Genomic DNA, 21,183 nt, shown 5'->3' with positions numbered 1-21,183 from the left:
TTTAAATTTCAAAAAGTATTTTTAGTGTTTTATTTTAAAAAATATTATATAATTTTTGCCTTTTTTAGTAAAAATGAGGGTGAAATATGTATGATATAATCGTAATAGGCGGTGGGCATGCTGGCGTTGAAGCTAGTGCTAGTGCTGCTAGAATGGGTAAGAAAACCTTACTTTTAACAACCTTAATCGAACAAATCGCTGCTGCAAGTTGCAATCCTGCAATAGGAGGTTTAGCAAAAGGACACTTAGTAAAAGAGTTAGATGCTATAGGTGGACTTATGGGAGAAATTACCGATGAGGCTGGAATTCAATTTAGAATTTTAAACGAAAGCAAAGGCGTTGCAGTGCGGGGAAGTAGAGCACAAATTGATATGGATATGTATAGAATTTGTGCTAGAAATAAGCTTTTAAAGCTTGAAAATTTAGAAATTTCTCAAGAGCAAGTTTTATCTTTACTTATAGAAAATGATGAAGTTAAGGGTGTTAAAACCAATTTAGAAAATACATATTTTGCCAAAAAAATCATACTTACAACAGGAACTTTTTTAAATGGACTTATCCATGTAGGCCAAACTAAGCTTCAAGCAGGTAGGGTAGGTGAGCTTGCTTCTATAAATTTGGGTGATTTTTTAAAGCAAAGTGGCTTAAAAGTAGGGAGATTAAAAACAGGAACTTGCCCAAGGGTAGATGCTAAAAGTATTGATTTTAGTGTTTTAGAACTTCAAAATGGAGATGAAAACCCTAAGGCTTTTAGTTTTAAAACTAAAAATTTTAAACCCAATCAACTTCCTTGTTATATTGCAAGAACAAATCTTACCACTCATGAAATTATAAAAAATAATTTTTATCGTGCTCCACTTTTTACAGGGCAAATTGAAGGTATAGGGCCAAGATATTGTCCATCAATAGAAGATAAAATCAACCGCTTTGGCGATAAAGAAAGCCATCATTTATTTATAGAGCCACAAACTAAAGACGCAACTGAATACTACATTAATGGATTTTCTACTTCTTTGCCTTATGAAGTGCAAATTGCAATGCTAAGAAGCATAAAAGGCTTTGAAAATGCTAAAATTACGCGTTTTGGTTATGCTATAGAGTATGATTATATCGATCCAACAGAACTTAAACACACTTTAGAAACAAAAAAAATTAAAAATTTATATTGTGCTGGGCAAATTAATGGAACAACAGGTTATGAAGAAGCAGCTGCACAAGGATTTATGGCAGGGATTAATGCGGTTTTAGCAATTGACGAGAAAGAGCCCTTTGTATTAAGGCGTGATGAAGCTTATATAGGGGTATTGATTGATGATTTAGTGATTAAAGGTACAAAAGAGCCTTATAGAATGTTTACTTCAAGAGCTGAGTATAGGTTGCTTTTAAGAGAAGAAAATGCGATTTTAAGGCTTGGTGAATATGGCTATAAATTTCAACTTTTAAGCCAAGATGATTACGCTTATATTAGCAATATTAAGCAAAATGTAAATAAGGGGCTTGAGTTTTTATTGCAAACTACATGGACACCAAGCAATCAAAACAATGAATTTTTACAAAGCATTGAAGAGGAAAAGATCACTTCAATAGTGAGTTTGCAAAAAATTGTTGCAAGAGCAAGTTTTAATATAGAAAAATTAAAAAAATTAGATGCAATGTTTGCAAATATGGATGAGTATTCTTTAAATGAAATTTTAAATGAGGCAAAGTATTATCATTATATAGCAATGCAAAAAGCTCAGATTGAAAAAATGAAAACTTTAAGCGAAATAAAAATTCCTGAAAATTTTGATTTTAAAAGCGTGAGTGGTTTAAGCAATGAAGTAGTGGAAAAATTACAAAAATTTAAACCGCCTACTATTTTTGCTGCTTCGCAAATTAGTGGTATAACTCCTGCTGCTTTGGATATTTTGCATATTTATATAAAGATGAAAAAGTAGTTTATAATCATTAATAAAATATTTTAAAAAAGCTATATTTTAGTAAAAGAAAAAATTTATTATTTTTACGATAAACTACTATCTTTTACAATTATAAATCAAACAAAAGGAAGTAAAATGGCTACATCTGAAAGTAGACGAAGCTTTATGGGCTTTGCCTTTGGAACGGTAGCTGCTGTGGGTGGTGCTTTTTCATTAGTTGCAATGAAAAAAACATGGGATCCTCTCCCTAGTGTTAAAGCAGCAGGTATTACTACTGTAGATCTTTCTGGTATGAAAGAAGGGGAATTAAGAACTATTGAGTGGCGTAAAAAGCCTATATTTATCTTAAAAAAAGATGCGGATATGGCAAAAGATAGCAATAGAGATGTTGTTGTTGGTGATGTTGCATATACTGTAGTTATTGGACTTTGTACGCATTTGGGTTGTATACCAGCTTATGCTCCAAGTGAAAAATTATTCAAGTGTGCCTGTCATGGTGGTGAATTTGACACTAGCGGTAAAAATGTATTTGGTCCTCCTCCAAGACCTTTGGATATTCCTCCTTTTAGAATTGATGGAACAAAACTTGTATTAGGTGAAGAAGGTCCAGAATATAAAAAAATGATTGCGGAGGCTTGATATGGCACAAATTAAAAAAGCTAGTGGTATTATAGATTGGCTTGATCAAAGATTAGCTGTAAATAAGCTTTTTAATGTTTTAATGGCTCAATATTGGATACCAAAACAGATTAACTTCTTATGGGCAATGGGTGTTATTTTGACTACTCTTTTTGCTATTTTATTTATTTCAGGTTTATTTTTAGTAATGTATTATAAGCCAGATGTGGCTTTAGCCTTTGATAGTGTTAATAAAACTATCATGCAAGAGGTTGAGTATGGTTGGCTTTGGCGTCATATGCATGGTGTGGCTGCTTCAGTTGTCTTTTTAATCATATATATTCATATGCTAACAGGGATTTATTATGGCTCTTATAAAAAGGGTCGTGAAATGATTTGGATTAGTGGTATGCTTTTATTTGTTGTATTTTCAGCAGAAGCATTTAGTGGATATATGCTTCCATGGGGACAAATGAGCTTTTGGGCTGCTCAAGTTATTACTCAACTTTTTGGTGGAATTCCTTTTATAGGTGATGCTTTGGTTATTTGGATAAGGGGGGATTTTGCGGTTTCTGATCCAACTTTAACTAGATTTTTTATGTTGCATGTATGTTTATTACCAATTGTGATTTTAGCTATCATAGCTTTTCACTTTTATTCTTTAAGAATTCCTCATGTAAATAATGAAATTTCAGAAGAAATTGATTTTGATTTAGAAGCAGAAAAATATTTAGCAGGTGATACAAAAGGCTCTAAAGTGATTCCTTTTTGGCCAGGATTTTTAGCTAAAGATTTCATGTATATTTCTTTATTTATGATTTTTTTCTTTTATTTGGTATGTTTTAAATTTAATTTTGCAATGGATCCAATTAACTTTGATCCAGCAAATTCTTTAAAAACTCCTCCTCATATTTATCCTGAGTGGTATTTTTTATGGAGTTATGAAGTATTGAGAGGATTTTTCTTTGATGTTGGAAGTATAAAAGCTTTTGATATAGGACTTGCAGCCTTTGGTATAGCACAGGTTATATTCTTTTTACTTCCTTGGCTTGATAGAAGTGATGTAGTAAAACCAGCACATGAAAGACCAATGTTTTTTATATGGTTTTGGGTATTATTGATAGATTTAATTGTATTAACAGTTTATGGAAAGCTTCCTCCAACAGGTATTAATGCTTGGATAGGATTTTATGCATCTATGGTATTTTTACTATTATTATTAGTAGTGCTACCAATTATTACTATTATGGAAAGAAAAAGGGGCTAATAATGAGAGAATTAAAGATATTTTTTATAGTTGTCTTTTTCACAGGTTTGGTGTATTGGGGGGTTGAACCTTATGCACATTCAGTAATGAATCCTCCTTCAACTCCAGTTAATTTTGATTTTGCAAAAGCTGATGAGGAATTTAACAAAGCTGAGGTAGCTTTAAAAGAAAAAGCATTATTAGATGCTAATGCTTCAGGGAATGAAAAAGCCATAACTAATGCACAAAAAGCATTAGAGCTTGCTAAAAACCAAGAAGAAGCTACTAAACAGCTATGGGAAAAAATAGCAAAAATAGATTTTAGTAAAGGTAATGCTCAAAAAGGAAAAGAACTTTTTGAAGGAAATTGTATAGCTTGTCATGGTGTAAAAGCAGCTGGAATTCCTGCTACTATCACTGATTCTTCATTGGGTGTAACACCACCTGATTTAAGTGATGCAGGTTCTATTTATGATGAGAAATTTTTAGCTGCATTGATTGTTGATCCGGTTAAGGCTTTGCAAATTTCACATAAATTTAATGATGAAAATCCATTTTTAATGCCTGCTTATCCTTTAAGTGGTGATGAAGTACAAGATAGTCAAGATTTAGCAGATTTGATTGCATTCTTTAAAAATACAGCTAATGATTACGAAAAAGAATTTGATACAAAATTAAAAGCGGATTTAGAAGAAAAATATGCTAAAAATCAAGAATTATCAGAACAAGTAAAAGCAGCATTGATTACAAAAGAATTTAATTTTATGAAAAATAAACACACTTTTGAAAATGCTTGTGGAAGATGCCATGATGTAAAATATGATAATTTTGTTTCAAGTTCAAATATGAATGATTTGAAAAATTATCTTGGCATGACTCCTCCTGATTTATCTATGATGATTCGTTCTAAAGGTGCGCATTATCTTGAAATTTTCATCAATGAACCTCAAAAGAAAATTCATGGCACTGCAATGCCAAGAGTAGGTTTAAATGAAAAAGCACAAACTCAAGTTATTGATTATCTTGAAAAAGTTGGTGATAGCAAAAAAGAAGAAAGAGAACAAACTGGAATTTATATAATGATTTTCTTTGCAATTTTAAGTATTTTTGCTATAGGTTGGAAAAGATCGGTTTGGTCTAAACTTCATTAATCTATAAAATAACGCCATATTTTTTGGCGTTATTTCTTCTATAATAAGCTAAATATAAAAAAAATTTGATACAATATCGCTTCATTTCACACGCATTAATTTCCTTATTAGGTTGCTTATGGGTTAAAGAATGCGGAGGAATAAACCTAATTATTTTATTTTAAGGAGAATTTCATGGTTAGCATGAGAGATTTATTAGAATGTGGTGTGCATTTTGGGCACCAAACAAGAAGATGGAATCCAAAAATGAAAAAATTTATTTTTGGAGAAAGAAAAGGTATCTATGTAATTGATTTACAAAAAACACTTAGATATTTTAGATATACTTATAATATCGTTCGTGATGCAGCAGCTGAAGGTAAAACGATTTTATTTGTTGGAACTAAAAAACAAGCTGGTGGAGCGATTAAAGAATATGCTGAAAAATGTGGTATGCCTTATGTAAATCATAGATGGCTTGGTGGTATGATGACAAATTTTGGAACTATCCGCCAATCAATTAGAAAATTAGAAGTTATAGAAAAAATGGAAGAAGATGGAAGCATTAAACTTTTAACAAAAAAAGAAGCTTTAATGCTTACAAGAAAAAAAGAAAAATTACTAGCATATCTTGGCGGTATTAGACATATGAAAACACAACCTGATATGATTTTTGTAATTGATACTGTTAAAGAAAAAATTGCAGTGCAAGAAGCTAATAGATTAAAAATTCCTGTAGTTGCGCCTTTGGATACAAATTGCGATCCTGATTTAGTTGATTATCCAATTCCAGGAAATGATGATGCAATTCGCTCGGTACAACTTTTCTGTCAAGAAATGGCTGAAGCAATTAACGAAGGTAAAGCTTTAAGAGAACAAGATGGTGAAGTAAGTGAAGAGCAGCCAATTTCTGAAGAAGAGAAAAAAGAAGTTTTAGAAGAAGCTATGAGTGAAGAAGATTTTGAAGGAGATAAAGAATAATGGCTGAAATTACTGCACAAATGGTAAAAGAACTGCGTGAGAGTACTGGCGCAGGTATGATGGATTGCAAAAATGCTTTAAAAGAAACAGATGGTGATTTTGATAAAGCAGTTCAACTTTTAAGAGAAAAAGGCCTTGGCAAAGCTGATAAAAAAGCTGATCGTTTAGCTGCTGAAGGCTTAGTGAGTGTAAAAGTAAGTGATGATTTTAAATGCGCTACTGTTAGTGAAATCAATTCAGAAACTGATTTTGTTGCTAAAAATGAACAATTTATTGCTTTAACAAAAGATACAACAGCTCATATTCAAGCTAAAAGTCTTGAAAATGTTGAGCAGTTGCACTCAAGTGAGATTAATGGGGTTAAATTTGAAGAGTATTTAAAAAGTCAAATTGCAACCATTGGTGAGAATTTAGTTGTGAGAAGATTTGCTACTTTAAAAGCAGGAGTTAATGGAGTGGTAAATGGTTACATTCATACTAATGGCCGTGTGGGTGTTGTTATAGCAGCAGCTTGTGATAGCGAAGCTACAGCTAGTAAGTGTGGAGAATTTTTAAAACATATTTGCATGCATATAGCTGCAATGAAACCAAGTTATTTATCATATGAAGATCTTGATATGGAATTTGTGGAAAATGAATACAAGGCTTTGGTTGCTGAGCTAGAAAAAGAAAATGAAGAAAGAAGAAGATTAAAAGACCCAAATAAACCAGAGCATAAAATTCCAAAATTTGCAAGTAGAAAACAATTAACTCAAGAAGTAATTCAAGCAGCTGAAGAAGCTATTAAAGCTGAACTTCAAGCACAAGGTAAACCAGAAAAAATTTGGCCTAATATTATCCCAGGAAAATTAAATAGCTTTATAGCAGATAATTCTCAGCTTGATAGCAGACTTACTTTAATGGGGCAATTTTATGTAATGGACGATAAAAAAACTATTGAACAAGTAATTGCCGAAAAAGAGAAAGAACTTAATGGAACTATTAAAATAGTTGAATTTATACGCTTTGAAGTAGGCGAAGGTTTGGAGAAGAAAACTGAAGATTTTGCTGCAGAAGTTGCTGCTCAAATTGGTTAAATAATGATCACTTTAAAAGCGGAAAATTTAGGACATAGTTTCGATATTCCGCTTTTTAAAAATTTAAATTTTATTTTTAATGCAAAAGATTGTATAGCAATACAAGGAAGCAGTGGATGCGGGAAATCCACTCTTTTGCATATATTATCCACTCTTTTAAAACCACAAAATGGAAAAATTTTTTATAATAATCAAGATTTATATGCTTTAAACGATGATGATTTATTAAAAATTAGAAGAAATGATTTTGGTATTATTTTTCAAATGCATTATTTGTTTAAAGGGTTTTTAGCTTCTGAGAATATTGAACTTGCTAGTATCTTAAGTAATCAAAGTATGGATTTTAATCTTTTAGAAAAGCTTGGTATTGCTGATTTAATGGAACAAAAAATTACCAAATTAAGTGGTGGTCAGCAACAAAGAATAAGTATAGCAAGAGTTTTAAGTAAAAAACCCAAGGTAATATTTGCTGATGAGGCTACTGGAAATTTAGATTATAAAAATGCTTTAAATGTAATAGATATATTAATTGAATATGTAAAAGAAAATAATGGAATTTTAGTTTTTATCACTCATGATCAAGAACTTGCAAAAAAATGTGATAAGGTTTATTGTTTAAGTAATCATGGAATTTGTTAAGTATTTAGGTGATAATAATGTTGTGATATTCATGCTTTTATTTGCAAGAATGAGTGGTTTGATTGTTTTTTTTCCTTTTTTTTCGCATAATAGCATTCCTTTGGTAGTTAAAACAACCTTAGCTTTGTTTTTAACTATGTTTTTATATCCTTTGGCAAAGCTTGAAGGAAATTCACCTGATTCTTTTTTTATTTTATACCTTCTAAGTGAAGTGATATTTGGTATGATATCAGGACTTATTTTACAAATGATTTTTGCCATATTGCAAATGGCTGGTGAACAAATTTCATTTACTATGGGATTTTCTATGGCTAGCGTGATGGATCCTAGTACAGGTGTTAATTCCCCAGTGATTTCCCAAGTACTTAATTTATTAGCATTATTAATTTTTTTGGCCTTTGACGGACATCATCTAGTATTGCTTTTTTTATCGAATTCATTGGAATATATTAGTTTAGGTGGATTTTATCCTCATGAAAATTTAATGTTATATTTAAACAAAGCTATGGTGAATATTTTTGTGTTAGGTTTTTCTATGGCATTTCCAATTTTAGCCATTTCTTTATTGTCGGATGTGATTTTTGGAATGTTAATGAAAACTATGCCACAATTTAACCTTCTGGTGGTTGGTTATCCTATAAAAATATTTTTATCATTTGCTGTTTTAATAGCAATTTTGATTATTATGATGCAATATTTTAAAAGTTTAATTATAAAAGGTTTTGAACATATGGAATTATTATTTTTCAATATATAAGCAATAAATAATTAAAAATGTTTTACAATAAGATATTGTTTATTTTTTTTGGAGATAGATATGAAAGTTTTGCTAATAAATTCTAATGTTGCTGTATCTAAACTAGTTAGTTTGGGTGTGCAAAAATTAGGTTATGAATTTACCGAAATGTCAAATTTGGATGAGGAAATAGGTTTTTATGATATTATTATTGTTGATCATGAAATGGAAGTTGATTTAGAAAATTTACAAACAAAATGTGAAAGATTGATTTATTTATTACCAAGAAATCAAGAAGGCAAAGAGGGTTTGGAGTGTTTGCATAAACCATTTTTACCTACAGATTTCATTGAACTTTTAAATGGTGATAATGCTATAGAAAATTTAATTTCTCAAAATACAGATACTGCAGATGAAGAAGATAATAAAGAAGAAGATTTTAATGAAGATTTGTTAAATTTTGATGAAGAAAAAGAAGATGAATTGCTTATGGATAATACTCCTTTAGATGGAAATGAATTATTAGAAGGTATTAATATAGAAGAAAATATAGAAGAAAATATAGAAGAAAATATAGAAGAAAATATAGAAGAAAATATAGAAGAAAATATAGAAGAAAATATAGAAGAAAATATAGAAGAAAATATAGAAGAAAATATAGAAGAAAATATAGAAGAAAATATAGAAGAAAATATAGAAGAAAATATAGAAGAAAATATAGAAGAAAATATAGAAGAAAATATAGAAGAAAATATAGAAGAAAATATAGAAGAAAATATAGAAGAAAATATAGAAGAAAATATAGAAGAAAATATAGAAGAAAATATAGAAGAAAATATAGAAGAAAATATAGAAGAAAATATAGAAGAAAATATAGAAGAAAATATAGAAAAATATAGAAGAAAATATAGAAGAAAATACCGCGGCAATGGAAAATTTTGAAGAAGAAATTCCTAAGGTAGAAGAAATTGCAGAAAAAGAAATAAATTTTGACGACTTACCTCAAGATGCTCAATTTATAGGTGAGTATAATGAAAAAATAGAAGCTGAAATCGAAAATGAGCCTCAAGTTGAAGAATTATCAATGGAAGATAAAAGCGAAAAAATGGAATTTGAGGATGAAGAGTTAAGCACCCAAGATAAAATAAAAGAAGAACTTGCGGCTATTGATGAACTTGATGAGGAATTTAGTAACACAGATGAAAATTTAGAACAAGAGCTAAATATAGAAGGTGAAGATAATAATGAAGAATTAGATTTTGATGAAAGTATTTTAGGTGAGGAAAATATAGAGGAAAATATAGAGGAAAATATAGAGGAAAATATAGAGGAAAATATAGAGGAAAATATAGAGGAAAATATAGAGGAAAATATAGAGGAAAATATAGAGGAAAATATAGAGGAAAATATAGAGGAAAATATAGAGGAAAATATGAGCGCAGTTTTAGAAGATGATAAAGATGAATTTGCAAATTTAAATGAAAATGATATTAAACTAGCTTTAGGTGAGGAAATTGTAAATGAGGAAAAAAATACAATAAGCCTTATAGAAAAAGATGAATATGCGATTGATGAAACACAAACCAATCAAGAGGATGAGATGGTAAATGAATTAAGCAAAAGTATAGCACAAACTATCACATCAAGTATTACAGATGATACTTTAAAGGCAGCCTTAAAAGGTATGAAAATGAATATAAACATTAACATAAGTTTTGATGAGAGTAATAAACATTGAGTGGTCAAATTTTAGTAATTTCAGGTCCAAGTGGTGCAGGTAAAAGCACTTTGCTTCAAAGGCTTTTTAAGGAAAAAGACAATATTTATTTTTCTATATCAAGTACAACTAGATCTCCAAGAGCTAATGAAAAAAATGGAGAGGATTATTTTTTTGTTAGTGAAGATGAATTTAAAAAGGGTATAGAAAAGGGTGAATTTTTAGAATGGGCCTTGGTGCATAAAAATTATTACGGGACTTCTTTAGTACCCGTAGAAAAAGCATTAAAAGAAGGTAAAAGTGTTATTTTTGATATAGATGTACAAGGTTTTTGTATAGCTAAAGAAAAAATGCCTGAATATATCACTTCTGTTTTTATCACAACTAAAAACAAAAATGAGCTTGAAAAAAGATTGCTTAAGCGAAATACTGATAAAATAGAAGATATTAGCAAAAGATTGGAAAATGCTAGTGAAGAAATGGCTTATTTGGATCAATATGATTTTTTAATCATTAACGATGATCTTGAAAAAAGCTATAAGCAATTAGAGGCTATTTTTGAGGCCTCAAAATTAAAAAGTAAAAAGTATAATTTAAAAAAAATCCAAAATCAATGGAATAAAGGAGATTAAAATGCATATGCCAAGTGGAACTCAATGGTTGATTATACTACTTATTGTAGTGTTACTTTTTGGAGCAAAAAAAATTCCAGAGCTTGCTAAGGGTCTTGGGAAGGGTATTAAAACTTTTAAAGATGAAATGAATACCGAAGATGATAAAAAAATAGTGCAAGATGATGCACAAAAAATAGAAAAAATCAATGAAAAAGATATTCTTGCAAAAGAAAATGAAGAAGTAAAAAAAGCTTAAGGTTTATATTTTGAAGACTTTGGTTTATCAAAAAATTAAAGAAAAATTAGGAAAAGAAATTATTTTAGAAAGTCCTAAAAATAAAAATTTAGCACATTTTGCTACGCCTTTGGCTTTTTCTTTAGCTAAAGAATTAAGACAAAATCCTATGATAATAGCTAAGGATCTTGCTGAGAAATTAAAAGATTGTGATTGTTTTGAAAGCGTAGAAGCGCTTAATGGGTATGTAAATTTCAAGCTTTCAAAATCTTTTTTGAATTCTTTGGCTACTAAAGCTTTAAATGATGGTGAAGATTTTGCTAAAGATGATAAAAAAGAGCAAAGTTTTTTACTTGAGTATGTGAGTGCAAATCCAACAGGCCCTTTGCATATAGGCCATGCTAGGGGAGCTATTTTTGGTGATACTTTAAGCAGGGTTGCAAAGCATTTAGGATATAAATTTGATACAGAATATTATGTTAATGATGCGGGTAATCAAATTTATCTTTTAGGGCTTTCTATTTTGCTTGCACTCAAAGAACATTGCTTAAATGAAGAAGTAGTTTATCCTGAGGAATACTACAAGGGCGAATATATCATAGATCTTGCAAAAGAAGCTTTTAATGAATTTGACAAAGATTTTTTTATAGAAGAAAATATTTCTAAACTAGCCATTTGGGCTAAGGATAAAATGCTAAAAATTATTAAGCAAAATTTAGCTGATGCAAAGATTTTTATCGATACTTATGTGAGTGAAACTAGTTATTATGATGAGTTAGAAAATACTTTAAAAGCTTTAAAAGCTCACAATGGTATTTACGAAAAAGATGGAAAAATTTGGCTTGCATCTACTCTTAAGAGTGATGAAAAAGATCGTGTGATTATTAAAGATGATGGCAAGGGAACTTATTTAGCCGCTGATATAGTTTATCATAAAGATAAAATGAGTCGAGGTTATGATAAGTGTATTAATATTTGGGGAGCTGATCATCATGGTTATATAGCTAGGATGAAAGCGGCTATGGAATTTTTAGGTTTTAATAGCAATAATTTAGAAATCATCTTAGCGCAAATGGTGTCACTTTTAAAAAATGGTGCTCCTTATAAAATGAGCAAGAGAGCAGGAAATTTTATCTTAATGAGCGATGTTGTTGAAGAGCTTGGAAGTGATGTGCTAAGATATATATTTATTAGTAAAAAGTGTGATACGCATTTAGAATTTGATATAGATGAGTTTAAAAAAGAAGATAGTTCAAATCCTGTGTATTATATCAACTATGCACATGCAAGAATTCATCAAGTTTTTGCTAAAGCAAACAAAAGCGTTAATGATGTTATAGATGTTAAGATTGAAAATTTAAATGAAGATGGTATGAATCTTTTGTTTGAGAGTTTGAATTTAAAAGCAGTATTAAATGATGCTTTTGAATCAAGGTCTTTGCAAAAAATTCCTGATTATTTAAAGAATTTAGCTTCTTTATTTCATAAATTTTATAATGAAAATAAAGTTGTAGGTTCCACTAATGAAGATGAGCTTTTAAAACTTTTTGCTGTGTGTGCTTTGAGTATAAAGACAGCTTTTTCTTTGATGGGGATAGAGGCTAAAAATAAAATGAATCACAATTAGTATTAATTGTGATTTTTCTTTTTAATACTTCTTGTCATCATAAAACTTTGTTCAAAAAATAAAAGCAATGTAACGCTAACACCTATTGCTAAAGCTAATGTTACTGAAAGTGTTGTAAAAAAATAGTCAAAAAATTGTATTAAAAAATTAGTTTTTTCATTTATATTTTCAGATCGTATGAAAGAAATCAAATACAAAATAGCTTTATAAGCATAAATTCCAGGTATCATAGGAATAAGCGCTGGAAAAGCAATAATCTCGGCAGGGGTTTTAAAAATTTTTGCTAAAATCAAGCCTAAACATCCTATACTAAAAGAGGCAATAAAAGTAGCAATCGCCAAAGTTTGAAATCCAAAGTAGCCCATAAGAGTAAAGCGTAATCCATGAGCAATAGCAGCTAATAAAGCTGAAAGTATAAGGGTTTTAAATGGAGGATTGCATATATAAGCAAAACCAAATCCTGTTAAAGCCGCAAAAAACATATCCCAAAGTATAGAAGAATAATCAATCATCTTAAAATTCCAAAATCACTAATACTTAATGTAGTATAAATTCCAATAGCAATACAACAAACTAATATCACCACACTAATAATACGACTAAGTCCCATTAGTATATGATCTTTTAAAATATCAATAATAGAATTTATAAAATAAACTCCAGGTATTAAATATAATATACTAGAACCCAAAGCAACGCTTGCTTCTTGTATGAGTTTTAAATCTACTCCAAAAAATACAATAAAAGAAGATAAAAAAGAACAAAGAATGTATTGGATTCTTAAATCAATTTTTATTTTAGTAAATAAAACTCTTAAACTAAATCCTATTAAAGTGGCTAAAAAAACAAATAAGCACCCATAAAAGTCTCCACCAAAAAGTTTGCAAAAAGCTGAATTTGCAATAGATACTAATAATAAACTAGCAAAAAAAGGAGTTTTTTTAGTTTGAATTAGCCTGTTAAAAGATTCTTTGGCTTCTTCAAGATTAAATCGATGATCATGAATTTGCCAACTTAATGCGCTAAGTTCTAAAATAAGTTTAAAGTTAATATGATTGTGTTTATTAGGTATAATGTAAGTTCTTTGTATGGAATTATCATCTTTATCAAAAATATTTAGTGTGGTATGATGGAAGAAAAAATTCATATTAATTTCATAACCATAAGCATTAGCTATTCTTCCAACACATTTTGAAACTCTTGCTGTGTATGTTCCTGCACTTAAAAAAACACTGATATAGTCAATTAAAAAATTAGTTAAATTCTGAATAGATGGTTTTTTCATAAATTTACTTTAAAATAATTTTCTCAAGATTTTATCAAATTTAAAATATAAAGTATTATAAATTTGAAATATTTTTAGAAAATAAAAAAGATTAATTCTCTTTAATTGCTTGTATTGAATAAAAAAAGTTAAAATTAACTCTTAAAGCAAGGTAACTTATGTTAATTTTAACTTATGGTATTATTTTTCCTTTTTTGAATGTAAAAATAAATAACTAAAATCGCTCCAGTAAAGACAATGCAAGCAATGATAACTAAATGTAAATATTCTTTGATTAAATCTTCATTTTTACCTAAAATATATCCTAGTATGAGTAAAATTAAACACCAAATTCCAGCTCCTAAACTTGTGTAAAATATAAATTTTTTTAAATTCATTCTTGCAAGTCCAGCGGGTAGGGAGATATATTGTCTTAAACCAGGGATTAATCTTCCACTAAAAGTGGATATTTCCCCATGTTTGTTGAAAAACTCTTCAAATTTGGTAAATTTTGCTTCATTAACCCCAAAATATTTGCATATTTTCAAAACTATATTGCGTCCTAAAAAATAACATAAATAATAATTTAGTAAAGCTCCTAAAAGTGCTCCGAAAGTTCCGCAAAACAAACATAGCCAAAAATTAAGTTCATTTTGATGAGCTAAGTATCCAGCAGGTATCATTACCACTTCACTAGGAAAAGGAAAAAAGGAACTTTCTACAAACATAAGAAAAATAATTCCCCAATAACCCCAATCTTTTGCAAGTGTAAGTAAAAAATCAATAATATCACCAAGCATAAACAACCTTTAATTTTTAAACTAATAATATAAGCTTAGTTTTAATGTATTAAAAATATAACATCGCTTTTGCACAAATGATTATTAAAATACATAAAATTAACGCAATTAAGTGAGATTTTAATGGATCTTTTCTTTTTAGAAATTTTGTAAAAAATAAAGAATAACAAGTTAAAATCAACATTATTGCTAGCAATAAAAGTTTGGTAAATAAAAATATACCAAAATTACTTGTAAAAAAATCCCAAAAAGAATTAATTTCATAAAAACTCAAAAGATAAATTCCGCTAAGTAAAAGCAAGATAAAAATGCTAGCAAAAATAAAAATACTTGATTTAGTATAAGCTTTTTTGATTTTATCGCAATCATCTTTGCTTTCGTGTTTATAAGCAAAACTATAAACACACACATCAAAAAACACATAAGCTATAAAAAATATAGCACAAATTATATGAATACAAATAAAAATAAAATGCATATTAATCTCCTTAAAAATCATAGCACAATTTTAAGGAGATGTAAATTTAAAGTTTTTCTAAAATTTGGATAGTTTTGATTTTATCTCCTGCTCTAATGCTATCTAATACCTCTAAGCTTTCTTTGTCTTCGGGACTTATTTGTCCAAAAATAGTATGCACTCCATCCAAATGAGGTTGTGGACTATGGCAAATGAAAAATTGTGATCCACCAGTATCTCTCCCTGCGTGAGCCATAGATAGACTTCCTCTTAAGTGTTTGTGTTTTTGATCGTCGCATTCACATTCTATTTCATAGCCAGGGCCACCTGAGCCTATACCATAAGGACAGCCACCTTGTATAACAAAATTTGGAATCACGCGGTGAAAAACAAGTTCATCATAAAAACCATCATTAGCTAAATTAGCAAAATTGCACACAGTTTGCGGTGCTTCATCAGGAAATAATTCTAATTTCATGTCACCTTTTTCGGTGCTAATGATAGCAAAATTGTATTTTTTGGCATTTTTTGTGTCGATTTTTTTAAGCATAATTGCTCCTATTCTATATTGGTATAAACTGCTTGAACATCATCATCATCTTCTAATTTATCAAGCAATTTTTCAATATCTTGAAGTTGTTCTTCATTAAAGCTTACAGGATTGTTTGCAAGGTATTCAAGTCCTGCTTTTTTAAGCACCAAACCTTTTTTTTCTATGGCATTACTAAGCTCACCAAAAGCAGTGTAATCCCCTATAATTAGCAATTCTTCATCATTTTGCTCAAGTTCTTCAAGTCCTGCATCAATGAGTTCAAGTTCAAGTTCTTCTAAATCTCCATCGTATTTTTCAAGATGAAAAACAGCCTTGTGTGAAAACATAAAAGTTAAAGAGCCATTTTGTAAAATTTCTCCACCATTTTTGCTAAAAATTGCTTTTACATTAGCCACTGTGCGTGTAGGATTATCGCTCATACATTCTACGATAATTAAGGCCCCATGTGCTGCTTTGCCTTCATAGTGGATATTTTTAATATCAGCACTATCTTTACCACTTGCTCTTTTAATAGCTGCATCGATATTGTCTTTTGGCATATTATTAGCTTTTGCAGTAGCTATGGCACTACGAAGTTTTGGATTCATATCAGGATCAACCCCACCTTCTTTTGCTGCTACTTGTATAGCCTTTGCAAGCTTTGGAAAAAGTTTACTCATTTTATCCCATCTTGCTTCTTTAGAGGCTCTGCGGTATTCAAACGCTCTTCCCATAAATTCTCTCTTTCTTATATTGTTTTAAAGTTAAAAGTATAAACTAAGAAGTCTAAATTTGATTTTAAAGGAGTAAAAGAGTGATCAGAAAAGCTAGAAAAGATGATGCCAAAAAATGCATACAATTACTTGCTTTAGCAATGGATCATTTTATTTATAAACTTAGTGGTTACAATGAACATCAAAAAGCCATAGAGGTTTTAGAAAATTTTTTCACTCAAGAAAATAATCGTTTAAGTTATGAAAATATATGCGTTTATGAAGAAGATAATGAAATTTTAGGTGCGATTTGTTTTTATGATGGGGCTTTGGCAGATGAGTTAGATAGGCCTTTAAATGAGCATTTAAAGCTTTTAGGAATTAATGAAAAAGTTTTAAAAGAATGCGAAAATGAGTTTTACTTAGATAGTATTTGCGTGGATGAAAAAGCAAGAGGAAAAGGCATTGCTAAGAAATTAATCGAATATGCTTTTAATGAAGCTTTAAAAAACGACAAAAAGCTTTCATTGATTGTGGAGGATGAAAATATAAATGCAAAAATACTTTATGAAAAAATGGGTTTTAAATTTATAAAAAATAAAATTTTTCATTCTCATAAATACGAATACAGAGAAAAAGGAGAATAAATGATTATAAAAACCAAAAATATCAATTGCCAAAGTTGTGTAAAATTAATCAAAGCTTCGTTAGAGGATGAATTTGGCACCATGCAAATAAATGTTGAAAATAAAAGCATAGAGATTGATTTAAAAGCAGAGCAAGTTGATAAATTTAAAAAACAATTGCAAGATTTAGGTTTTGAGATAGATGAAGCATGAGTTAAAATTAAAAATAGGCAATATGACTTGTGTTAATTGTTCTAATGCTATAGAAAAAGTTTGTGCAAAGATTGATGGAGTAGATGATGTAAGTGTTTCTTATGTTAATTCTAGTGGAGTGTTTTTGCTTAAAGATTTATCTTTAGAATCAAAAATCAAAGAAAAAATTAAAGCTTTAGGTTTTGAAATACTGCAAGATGAACAAAATTTATACAAGTTTAAACTTAAAGAGCTTAAAAATATGAAAACAAAGCTTATTGTGAGTATAATCTTAAGCACTATTGTGATGTATTTTGAAATGTTTGTTCAAGGAAAGATTTCTGCTTTGATACAAATGTTTTTATCTATGATAGTGATTTTTTATTGTGGAAAAGGTTTTTTTATCCATGCTCTTAAGGGGTTAAGGCATAAAAATTTAGATATGAATACTTTGATATCCTTAGGCGCTTTTACTTCTTTTGTGTATTCTTTTTTTGTGTATTTTGAGGTATTTAGCAAAGATGGTTATTTGTATTTTAGCGGTGGAGCGATGATTATAAGCTTTGTTTTGCTAGGTAAATACTTAGAAGAAAAGGCTAAATTTAAATCTTTGGAATATCAAAACAAATTAAAAAATATAGATATTAAAAAAGCAAATATAATCTTAGAAGATGAGAGTATAAAAAGCATACCTAGTGCTTTTGTGAAAAAAGATGATGTGATTTTAGCAAAAGAGGGTGAGAGTGTTGTTGCTGATGGGGTGATTATAGCAGGTGAGGCTGAGGTTGATGTGAGTTTTTTAACAGGGGAATTTTTGCCACTTTTGAAAAAACAAGGTGATGAAATTTTAGCAGGAAGTGTGTTGATTAATGGAAGTTTAAAAATTAAAGCCAATAAAAAGGCAATTGAAAGCTCATTAGAACAAATCAAAGATCTTGTTTTTAAAGCGGGTAATGTCAAAACCCCTTTAGCAAATTTAGCTAATAAAATTTCAGCATATTTTGTAGCTGGTATTATAATTTTTTCGTTTTTTGTGTTTGCTTTTTGGTATTTTAAAGAAGGAATTAACGCAGCATTTTTACATGCTTGTGCCACGCTTTTAATTTCTTGTCCTTGTGCTTTGGGTTTAGCAACTCCTATAGCCATAATAAGTGCTTTAGCAAATGGTGCAAGAAATTTTATCTTAGTGAAAAATCCTGCGGTTTTGGAGAATTTAGCTAATATAAAATTTGCTATTTTTGACAAAACAGGCACATTAAGTAAAGATGATTTAAGTATTTATAAACATAATCTTACTCAAGGTGATTTTCAAAAACTTACGCAAATTGAAAATTTAAGCTCACATCCTATCGCAAAAGCTTTTTCTAAAGAATCAAATACAAGTATAAATTTAAAAGGAAAATTGAGTATTTTAATAGGTAGTGGTTTGCTTTATGAGGAAAATGAAAATGTGTATTTAATAGGCAATGAAAAATTAATGCTTGAAAATGATATTGATATACAAAAAAGCAAGCAATTTTTGCAAGAATTTGAAGATCAAGCACCTATATGTTTGTATTTTGCGAAAAATAAAATTTGTCTTGGTGGAGTTTGCTTAAAAAATGAACTTAAAAGCGAAGCTAAAAATTTGATTAGAAATTTAGATGAAAAAGGTATAAAAAGTGTTATTTTAAGTGGGGATAATCAAAATAGTGTTGTTAAAATAGCCAAAGAATTAAACATTAAGGAGTATTATTTTAACTTAAAGCCAAATGAAAAGCTTAATTTTATAAAAGAAAAAATGAAAAAAGAAAAAGTACTTTTTATAGGTGATGGTATTAATGATGCTCCTGCTTTGAATTTAGCTAATGCTAGTATAAGTTTTTCTAAAGCAAGTGAGCTTGCTAAAAAAAGCGGAGATTTAATTTTAATAAAAGATGATTTATCTTTAATAGCTTATTGTTTTGAGCTTTCTAGAAAAACAAAAAGAATTATCAAAATTAATCTTTTTTGGGCTTTTATTTATAATATTTTGTGTATTCCTATTGCAGCAGGCTTTGTGCCGTTTATCGTTTTAAGTCCGCATTTGGCGGCTTTGGCTATGTGTTTTAGTTCTATAATGGTTGTTTTAAATTCAATAAGACTACGCTAAATTAATTTAAACTCCAAAAATGGAGTTTAAATTTTATAATTCATTAACAGCGCGATATGCTTGATCAATAGCAGCATGCATATAAGCATCCCAATCAGAATCTGAATTAGCTATGGTAATGTTTCCAAAAGGTTTTCTTGCAAGTTCTATTGTTTTTTGTGCTTCTTCACTATCATCAAAAAGACTATTCTCTGTATATGAATAGCAGTGTCCCCAGCGATTTACAACTATAGCTTTTATATCTCTTTCGTGATTAAATCCAGCAGAACCCAACATACCTTGAAGTTGATCGCGGATAATTTTTTCGTGTTCTTCAAAACTCATAGTAAATAATAAATTTCTACCTACTCTAGCTCTATCTCTTGCATCCATTCCCTCAAGATCAATTCCTTGCATAGAAGCAAACACTAAAGGTGAACATACCATATGAACGCAAATTGGTTTTTTAGGATCTCTTGGGTGGTGGTATCCTCCCATATCCACAGGATAATCAAGCTTGGTTCTAGCATAAGGCATTTTTGGAGAGTAAATTTCATGAACGCCAAGTTTTATAAAAGGTTCCCAGTTGCTTATAATAACATTTGTATGCAAAAGTGAAGTTTTTACATTTTTACTTAAAGCATCTTTTTGTTCTTGAGGAAGAGTTGGAATGATGTAAGGGATCATGCTATTATAGTTTGCCATAACTACTTTTTTAGCTTTTACTCTGTAATTTTTGCCTTTATTAACATAAGTTACTAAAGCTCCATCTTTTGTGTTTTCTACATTTATAACAGTGCTATTTAATCTTAGGCGAACTTTATTCTTAGCTAAATCAAGTTTAGAATAATCAAAATGAGCCAAAGTAACTTCATCCATATCTTTACCCTTTTTAGATACTTCAGGAATTAATCTTCTAACCATTAATCTAGCAACTGTAGCATTACCATCAGCACAATGGTGAATGTATGGCTCTTCCATTTCAGCTAATGCCTCTCCTTCTATAGGATCAAGACCAAGTTTATCAAAACCAGGTAAAAAAGAAGCTCTAGCGTCTTCACAAGAAACAGCATCAATTCCTAAAGCCAAAAAGTCATCTGTCATACCTTCAAAGAATTTTACAGCTTGTGGAGAAAGTTTAACTTTTTCTTCTAAGAATTTTTTATAGCTTGTTTTTGCAACATATTCATCTCTTTGTTGCTTATTCATGCCTTTTAAGTAGTCTTTTTCGCTTTTAAATAAAGCAATTAAATCTTTTTTGTCTTTTTCGTTTAATGGAAAATCACCGATAAAAGCTTCAACGCTTCTACCATTGTGTCTACCTTCTGGTATATCATCACAAATTACTTTTCTAGGATTGCCACTTACTATTTTATCTACTCCAAATTCAGTTTTAGAAAAATACACCCCTCTACTTAGTTTTAAATCAGGATAGAAATTTACATCAAAGCGTTTTGCTAATTCATCAATGTCAATTCCTAAAGAATTTAATAACTCTATTACTTCTTTTGAGAACAAAGCATTTGGAGATTGAAAAGTTTCACTACCACCATAGCTTAAAATAGTTCCATCTTCTAATTGTATTTCATTCCTTCTAGCATGTCCACCAAAGTCATCATGGTTGTCAAGAATTAAAATTTTTTTATCTTTGCCAAATTTATTTTGATAAAAACAGGCTGCTGCTAAACCGCTAATACCTGCTCCAACTACAACTAAATCATATTCTTGTTTTGGTTTAATAGCGCTAAAATCAAATTTTTCACCATCTCTTAACATATGAGCAAATTCATAACTTGCATTATTACTACCTCTTAATCCAAGCCATTTTGGTGGGTAGTATTCTTTAGTGAAATCTTCTATTTTAGCTTCTTTACCATAAAGAACTTGCAATGGAGTCATTCCCGCAAGTATAGTTAAAGCCATTCCGTTTAAAAAATCTCGTCTTTGCATT

Annotated in this window: 22 protein-coding genes and 1 pseudogene; 16 read left to right on the top strand and 7 right to left on the bottom strand. The window is 29.5% G+C overall.

Translation table 11 applies throughout. From position 1 onward, the window contains the following. The first annotated feature begins 86 nt into the window (after window positions 1-86). The 13 genes and pseudogenes from mnmG (at window position 87) to argS (ending at window position 12,538) form a co-directional block, all read left to right on the top strand. A complete protein-coding gene (gene mnmG / locus CPEL_RS06065) occupies window positions 87-1,937 on the top strand; it encodes a tRNA uridine-5-carboxymethylaminomethyl(34) synthesis enzyme MnmG (protein WP_044599043.1) in 1,851 nt (616 codons plus the stop codon). Window positions 1,938-2,054: 117 nt separating this feature from the next. Beyond that, the gene (locus CPEL_RS06060) at window positions 2,055-2,558 is read left to right on the top strand and encodes a ubiquinol cytochrome c oxidoreductase, 2Fe-2S subunit (protein WP_039618773.1); all 504 of its coding nucleotides are present in this window, start codon (window positions 2,055-2,057) and stop codon (window positions 2,556-2,558) included. A gap of 1 nt (window position 2,559) precedes the next feature. Next, window positions 2,560-3,804 (top strand): ubiquinol cytochrome c oxidoreductase, cytochrome b subunit, encoded by a 1,245-nt coding sequence (locus tag CPEL_RS06055; protein ID WP_044599042.1) that lies wholly within the window; start codon window positions 2,560-2,562, stop codon window positions 3,802-3,804. 2 nt (window positions 3,805-3,806) lie between these two features. Continuing rightward, window positions 3,807-4,934: a ubiquinol cytochrome c oxidoreductase, cytochrome c subunit gene (locus tag CPEL_RS06050; protein WP_044599041.1), complete on the top strand. Its 1,128-nt coding sequence runs from the start codon at window positions 3,807-3,809 to the stop codon at window positions 4,932-4,934. A 174-nt stretch (window positions 4,935-5,108) separates the two neighbouring features. Continuing rightward, window positions 5,109-5,894, top strand: coding sequence for a 30S ribosomal protein S2 (gene rpsB, locus CPEL_RS06045; protein ID WP_044599040.1), 786 nt, complete (start codon window positions 5,109-5,111; stop codon window positions 5,892-5,894). After that, entirely contained in the window at window positions 5,894-6,970 is a 1,077-nt protein-coding gene (gene tsf / locus CPEL_RS06040) for a translation elongation factor Ts (RefSeq protein ID WP_044599039.1), read from the top strand. The genes rpsB and tsf overlap by 1 nt, the downstream gene beginning before the upstream one ends. Before the next feature lie 3 nt (window positions 6,971-6,973). Continuing rightward, window positions 6,974-7,609, top strand: a complete 636-nt coding sequence (locus tag CPEL_RS06035; protein WP_044599038.1) for an ABC transporter ATP-binding protein — start codon at window positions 6,974-6,976, stop codon at window positions 7,607-7,609. Then, window positions 7,596-8,366 (top strand): flagellar biosynthetic protein FliR, encoded by a 771-nt coding sequence (fliR, locus tag CPEL_RS06030; protein ID WP_044599037.1) that lies wholly within the window; start codon window positions 7,596-7,598, stop codon window positions 8,364-8,366. The genes CPEL_RS06035 and fliR overlap by 14 nt, the downstream gene beginning before the upstream one ends. Before the next feature lie 60 nt (window positions 8,367-8,426). Beyond that, entirely contained in the window at window positions 8,427-9,287 is an 861-nt protein-coding gene (locus CPEL_RS09195; protein ID WP_049984595.1) for a hypothetical protein, read from the top strand. Between the two features lie 655 nt (window positions 9,288-9,942). Continuing rightward, window positions 9,943-10,083 (top strand): annotated as a pseudogene (locus tag CPEL_RS09770) (hypothetical protein); the annotation flags it as partial. Then, window positions 10,080-10,694 carry a deoxyguanylate kinase / guanylate kinase gene (locus tag CPEL_RS06015; RefSeq protein ID WP_044599035.1) on the top strand — a complete coding sequence of 205 codons (615 nt, stop codon included), beginning with the start codon at window positions 10,080-10,082 and terminating at the stop codon, window positions 10,692-10,694. The pseudogene CPEL_RS09770 and the gene CPEL_RS06015, both read left to right, overlap by 4 nt. A 1-nt stretch (window position 10,695) precedes the next feature. Continuing rightward, entirely contained in the window at window positions 10,696-10,932 is a 237-nt protein-coding gene (locus CPEL_RS06010) for a twin-arginine translocase TatA/TatE family subunit (protein WP_044599034.1), read from the top strand. A gap of 10 nt (window positions 10,933-10,942) precedes the next feature. Then, a complete protein-coding gene (gene argS, locus CPEL_RS06005) occupies window positions 10,943-12,538 on the top strand; it encodes an arginine--tRNA ligase (RefSeq protein ID WP_044599033.1) in 1,596 nt (531 codons plus the stop codon). A gap of 2 nt (window positions 12,539-12,540) precedes the next feature. On the opposite strand, the gene CPEL_RS06000 is transcribed toward argS, so the two are convergent. The 6 genes from CPEL_RS06000 to CPEL_RS05975 all read right to left on the bottom strand — a co-directional run bounded on the left by CPEL_RS06000 (window position 12,541) and on the right by CPEL_RS05975 (window position 16,325). Next, entirely contained in the window at window positions 12,541-13,050 is a 510-nt protein-coding gene (locus CPEL_RS06000; RefSeq protein ID WP_044599032.1) for a threonine/serine exporter family protein, read from the bottom strand. Beyond that, window positions 13,047-13,823 (bottom strand): threonine/serine exporter family protein, encoded by a 777-nt coding sequence (locus CPEL_RS05995; RefSeq protein WP_044599031.1) that lies wholly within the window; start codon window positions 13,821-13,823, stop codon window positions 13,047-13,049. The genes CPEL_RS06000 and CPEL_RS05995 overlap by 4 nt, the downstream gene beginning before the upstream one ends. 167 nt (window positions 13,824-13,990) lie before the next feature. Continuing rightward, on the bottom strand, window positions 13,991-14,602 hold the full coding sequence (locus CPEL_RS05990) for a DedA family protein (protein WP_044599030.1): 612 nt from the start codon (window positions 14,600-14,602) through the stop codon (window positions 13,991-13,993). Between the two features lie 49 nt (window positions 14,603-14,651). Beyond that, on the bottom strand, window positions 14,652-15,080 hold the full coding sequence (locus CPEL_RS05985) for a hypothetical protein (protein ID WP_044599029.1): 429 nt from the start codon (window positions 15,078-15,080) through the stop codon (window positions 14,652-14,654). Window positions 15,081-15,126: 46 nt separating this feature from the next. Continuing rightward, window positions 15,127-15,609, bottom strand: coding sequence for a peptidylprolyl isomerase (locus CPEL_RS05980; protein WP_044599028.1), 483 nt, complete (start codon window positions 15,607-15,609; stop codon window positions 15,127-15,129). 8 nt (window positions 15,610-15,617) lie between these two features. Continuing rightward, on the bottom strand, window positions 15,618-16,325 hold the full coding sequence (locus CPEL_RS05975; RefSeq protein ID WP_044599027.1) for a YebC/PmpR family DNA-binding transcriptional regulator: 708 nt from the start codon (window positions 16,323-16,325) through the stop codon (window positions 15,618-15,620). An 80-nt stretch (window positions 16,326-16,405) separates the two neighbouring features. Between CPEL_RS05975 and CPEL_RS05970 the strand changes: the two genes are divergently transcribed. Genes CPEL_RS05970 through CPEL_RS05960 form a run of 3 tightly spaced genes read left to right on the top strand, consistent with a single transcriptional unit; the run spans window position 16,406 to window position 19,253 of the window. Then, window positions 16,406-16,951, top strand: coding sequence for a GNAT family N-acetyltransferase (locus tag CPEL_RS05970; RefSeq protein WP_044599026.1), 546 nt, complete (start codon window positions 16,406-16,408; stop codon window positions 16,949-16,951). Then, complete coding sequence (locus tag CPEL_RS05965; protein WP_044599025.1) at window positions 16,952-17,143, top strand: heavy-metal-associated domain-containing protein; 192 nt, start codon at window positions 16,952-16,954, stop codon at window positions 17,141-17,143. Further along, the gene (locus CPEL_RS05960; RefSeq protein ID WP_044599024.1) at window positions 17,133-19,253 is read left to right on the top strand and encodes a heavy metal translocating P-type ATPase; all 2,121 of its coding nucleotides are present in this window, start codon (window positions 17,133-17,135) and stop codon (window positions 19,251-19,253) included. Before CPEL_RS05965 ends, CPEL_RS05960 begins: the two co-directional genes overlap by 11 nt. A 33-nt stretch (window positions 19,254-19,286) precedes the next feature. Here CPEL_RS05960 and CPEL_RS05955 read toward each other — a convergent pair whose 3' ends face one another. Next, window positions 19,287-21,182 carry an NAD(P)/FAD-dependent oxidoreductase gene (locus CPEL_RS05955; protein ID WP_044599023.1) on the bottom strand — a complete coding sequence of 632 codons (1,896 nt, stop codon included), beginning with the start codon at window positions 21,180-21,182 and terminating at the stop codon, window positions 19,287-19,289. Window position 21,183: the final 1 nt, after the last annotated feature.

It is taken from the genome of Campylobacter peloridis LMG 23910 (genome assembly GCF_000816785.1).
GTDB classification, from domain to species: Bacteria; Campylobacterota; Campylobacteria; order Campylobacterales; family Campylobacteraceae; genus Campylobacter_D; species Campylobacter_D peloridis.
Note: the sequence above shows the minus strand (reverse complement) of the source record. Positions and strands in the feature narration are given on the sequence as shown.

Excerpts from the sequence above, each read along its gene's own strand:
- mnmG (WP_044599043.1), top strand. The coding sequence starts at position 87 with ATGTATGATATAATCGTAATAGGCGGTGGGCATGCTGGCGTTGAAGCT.
- CPEL_RS06060 (WP_039618773.1), top strand. The coding sequence starts at position 2,055 with ATGGCTACATCTGAAAGTAGACGAAGCTTTATGGGCTTTGCCTTTGGA.
- CPEL_RS06055 (WP_044599042.1), top strand. The coding sequence starts at position 2,560 with ATGGCACAAATTAAAAAAGCTAGTGGTATTATAGATTGGCTTGATCAA.
- CPEL_RS06050 (WP_044599041.1), top strand. The coding sequence starts at position 3,807 with ATGAGAGAATTAAAGATATTTTTTATAGTTGTCTTTTTCACAGGTTTG.
- rpsB (WP_044599040.1), top strand. The coding sequence starts at position 5,109 with ATGGTTAGCATGAGAGATTTATTAGAATGTGGTGTGCATTTTGGGCAC.
- tsf (WP_044599039.1), top strand. The coding sequence starts at position 5,894 with ATGGCTGAAATTACTGCACAAATGGTAAAAGAACTGCGTGAGAGTACT.
- CPEL_RS06035 (WP_044599038.1), top strand. The coding sequence starts at position 6,974 with ATGATCACTTTAAAAGCGGAAAATTTAGGACATAGTTTCGATATTCCG.
- fliR (WP_044599037.1), top strand. The coding sequence starts at position 7,596 with ATGGAATTTGTTAAGTATTTAGGTGATAATAATGTTGTGATATTCATG.
- CPEL_RS09195 (WP_049984595.1), top strand. The coding sequence starts at position 8,427 with ATGAAAGTTTTGCTAATAAATTCTAATGTTGCTGTATCTAAACTAGTT.
- CPEL_RS06010 (WP_044599034.1), top strand. The coding sequence starts at position 10,696 with ATGCATATGCCAAGTGGAACTCAATGGTTGATTATACTACTTATTGTA.
- CPEL_RS06000 (WP_044599032.1), bottom strand. The coding sequence starts at position 13,050 with ATGATTGATTATTCTTCTATACTTTGGGATATGTTTTTTGCGGCTTTA.
- CPEL_RS05995 (WP_044599031.1), bottom strand. The coding sequence starts at position 13,823 with ATGAAAAAACCATCTATTCAGAATTTAACTAATTTTTTAATTGACTAT.
- CPEL_RS05990 (WP_044599030.1), bottom strand. The coding sequence starts at position 14,602 with ATGCTTGGTGATATTATTGATTTTTTACTTACACTTGCAAAAGATTGG.
- CPEL_RS05985 (WP_044599029.1), bottom strand. The coding sequence starts at position 15,080 with ATGCATTTTATTTTTATTTGTATTCATATAATTTGTGCTATATTTTTT.
- CPEL_RS05980 (WP_044599028.1), bottom strand. The coding sequence starts at position 15,609 with ATGCTTAAAAAAATCGACACAAAAAATGCCAAAAAATACAATTTTGCT.
- CPEL_RS05975 (WP_044599027.1), bottom strand. The coding sequence starts at position 16,325 with ATGGGAAGAGCGTTTGAATACCGCAGAGCCTCTAAAGAAGCAAGATGG.
- CPEL_RS05965 (WP_044599025.1), top strand. The coding sequence starts at position 16,952 with ATGATTATAAAAACCAAAAATATCAATTGCCAAAGTTGTGTAAAATTA.
- CPEL_RS05960 (WP_044599024.1), top strand. The coding sequence starts at position 17,133 with ATGAAGCATGAGTTAAAATTAAAAATAGGCAATATGACTTGTGTTAAT.
- CPEL_RS05955 (WP_044599023.1), bottom strand. The coding sequence starts at position 21,182 with ATGCAAAGACGAGATTTTTTAAACGGAATGGCTTTAACTATACTTGCG.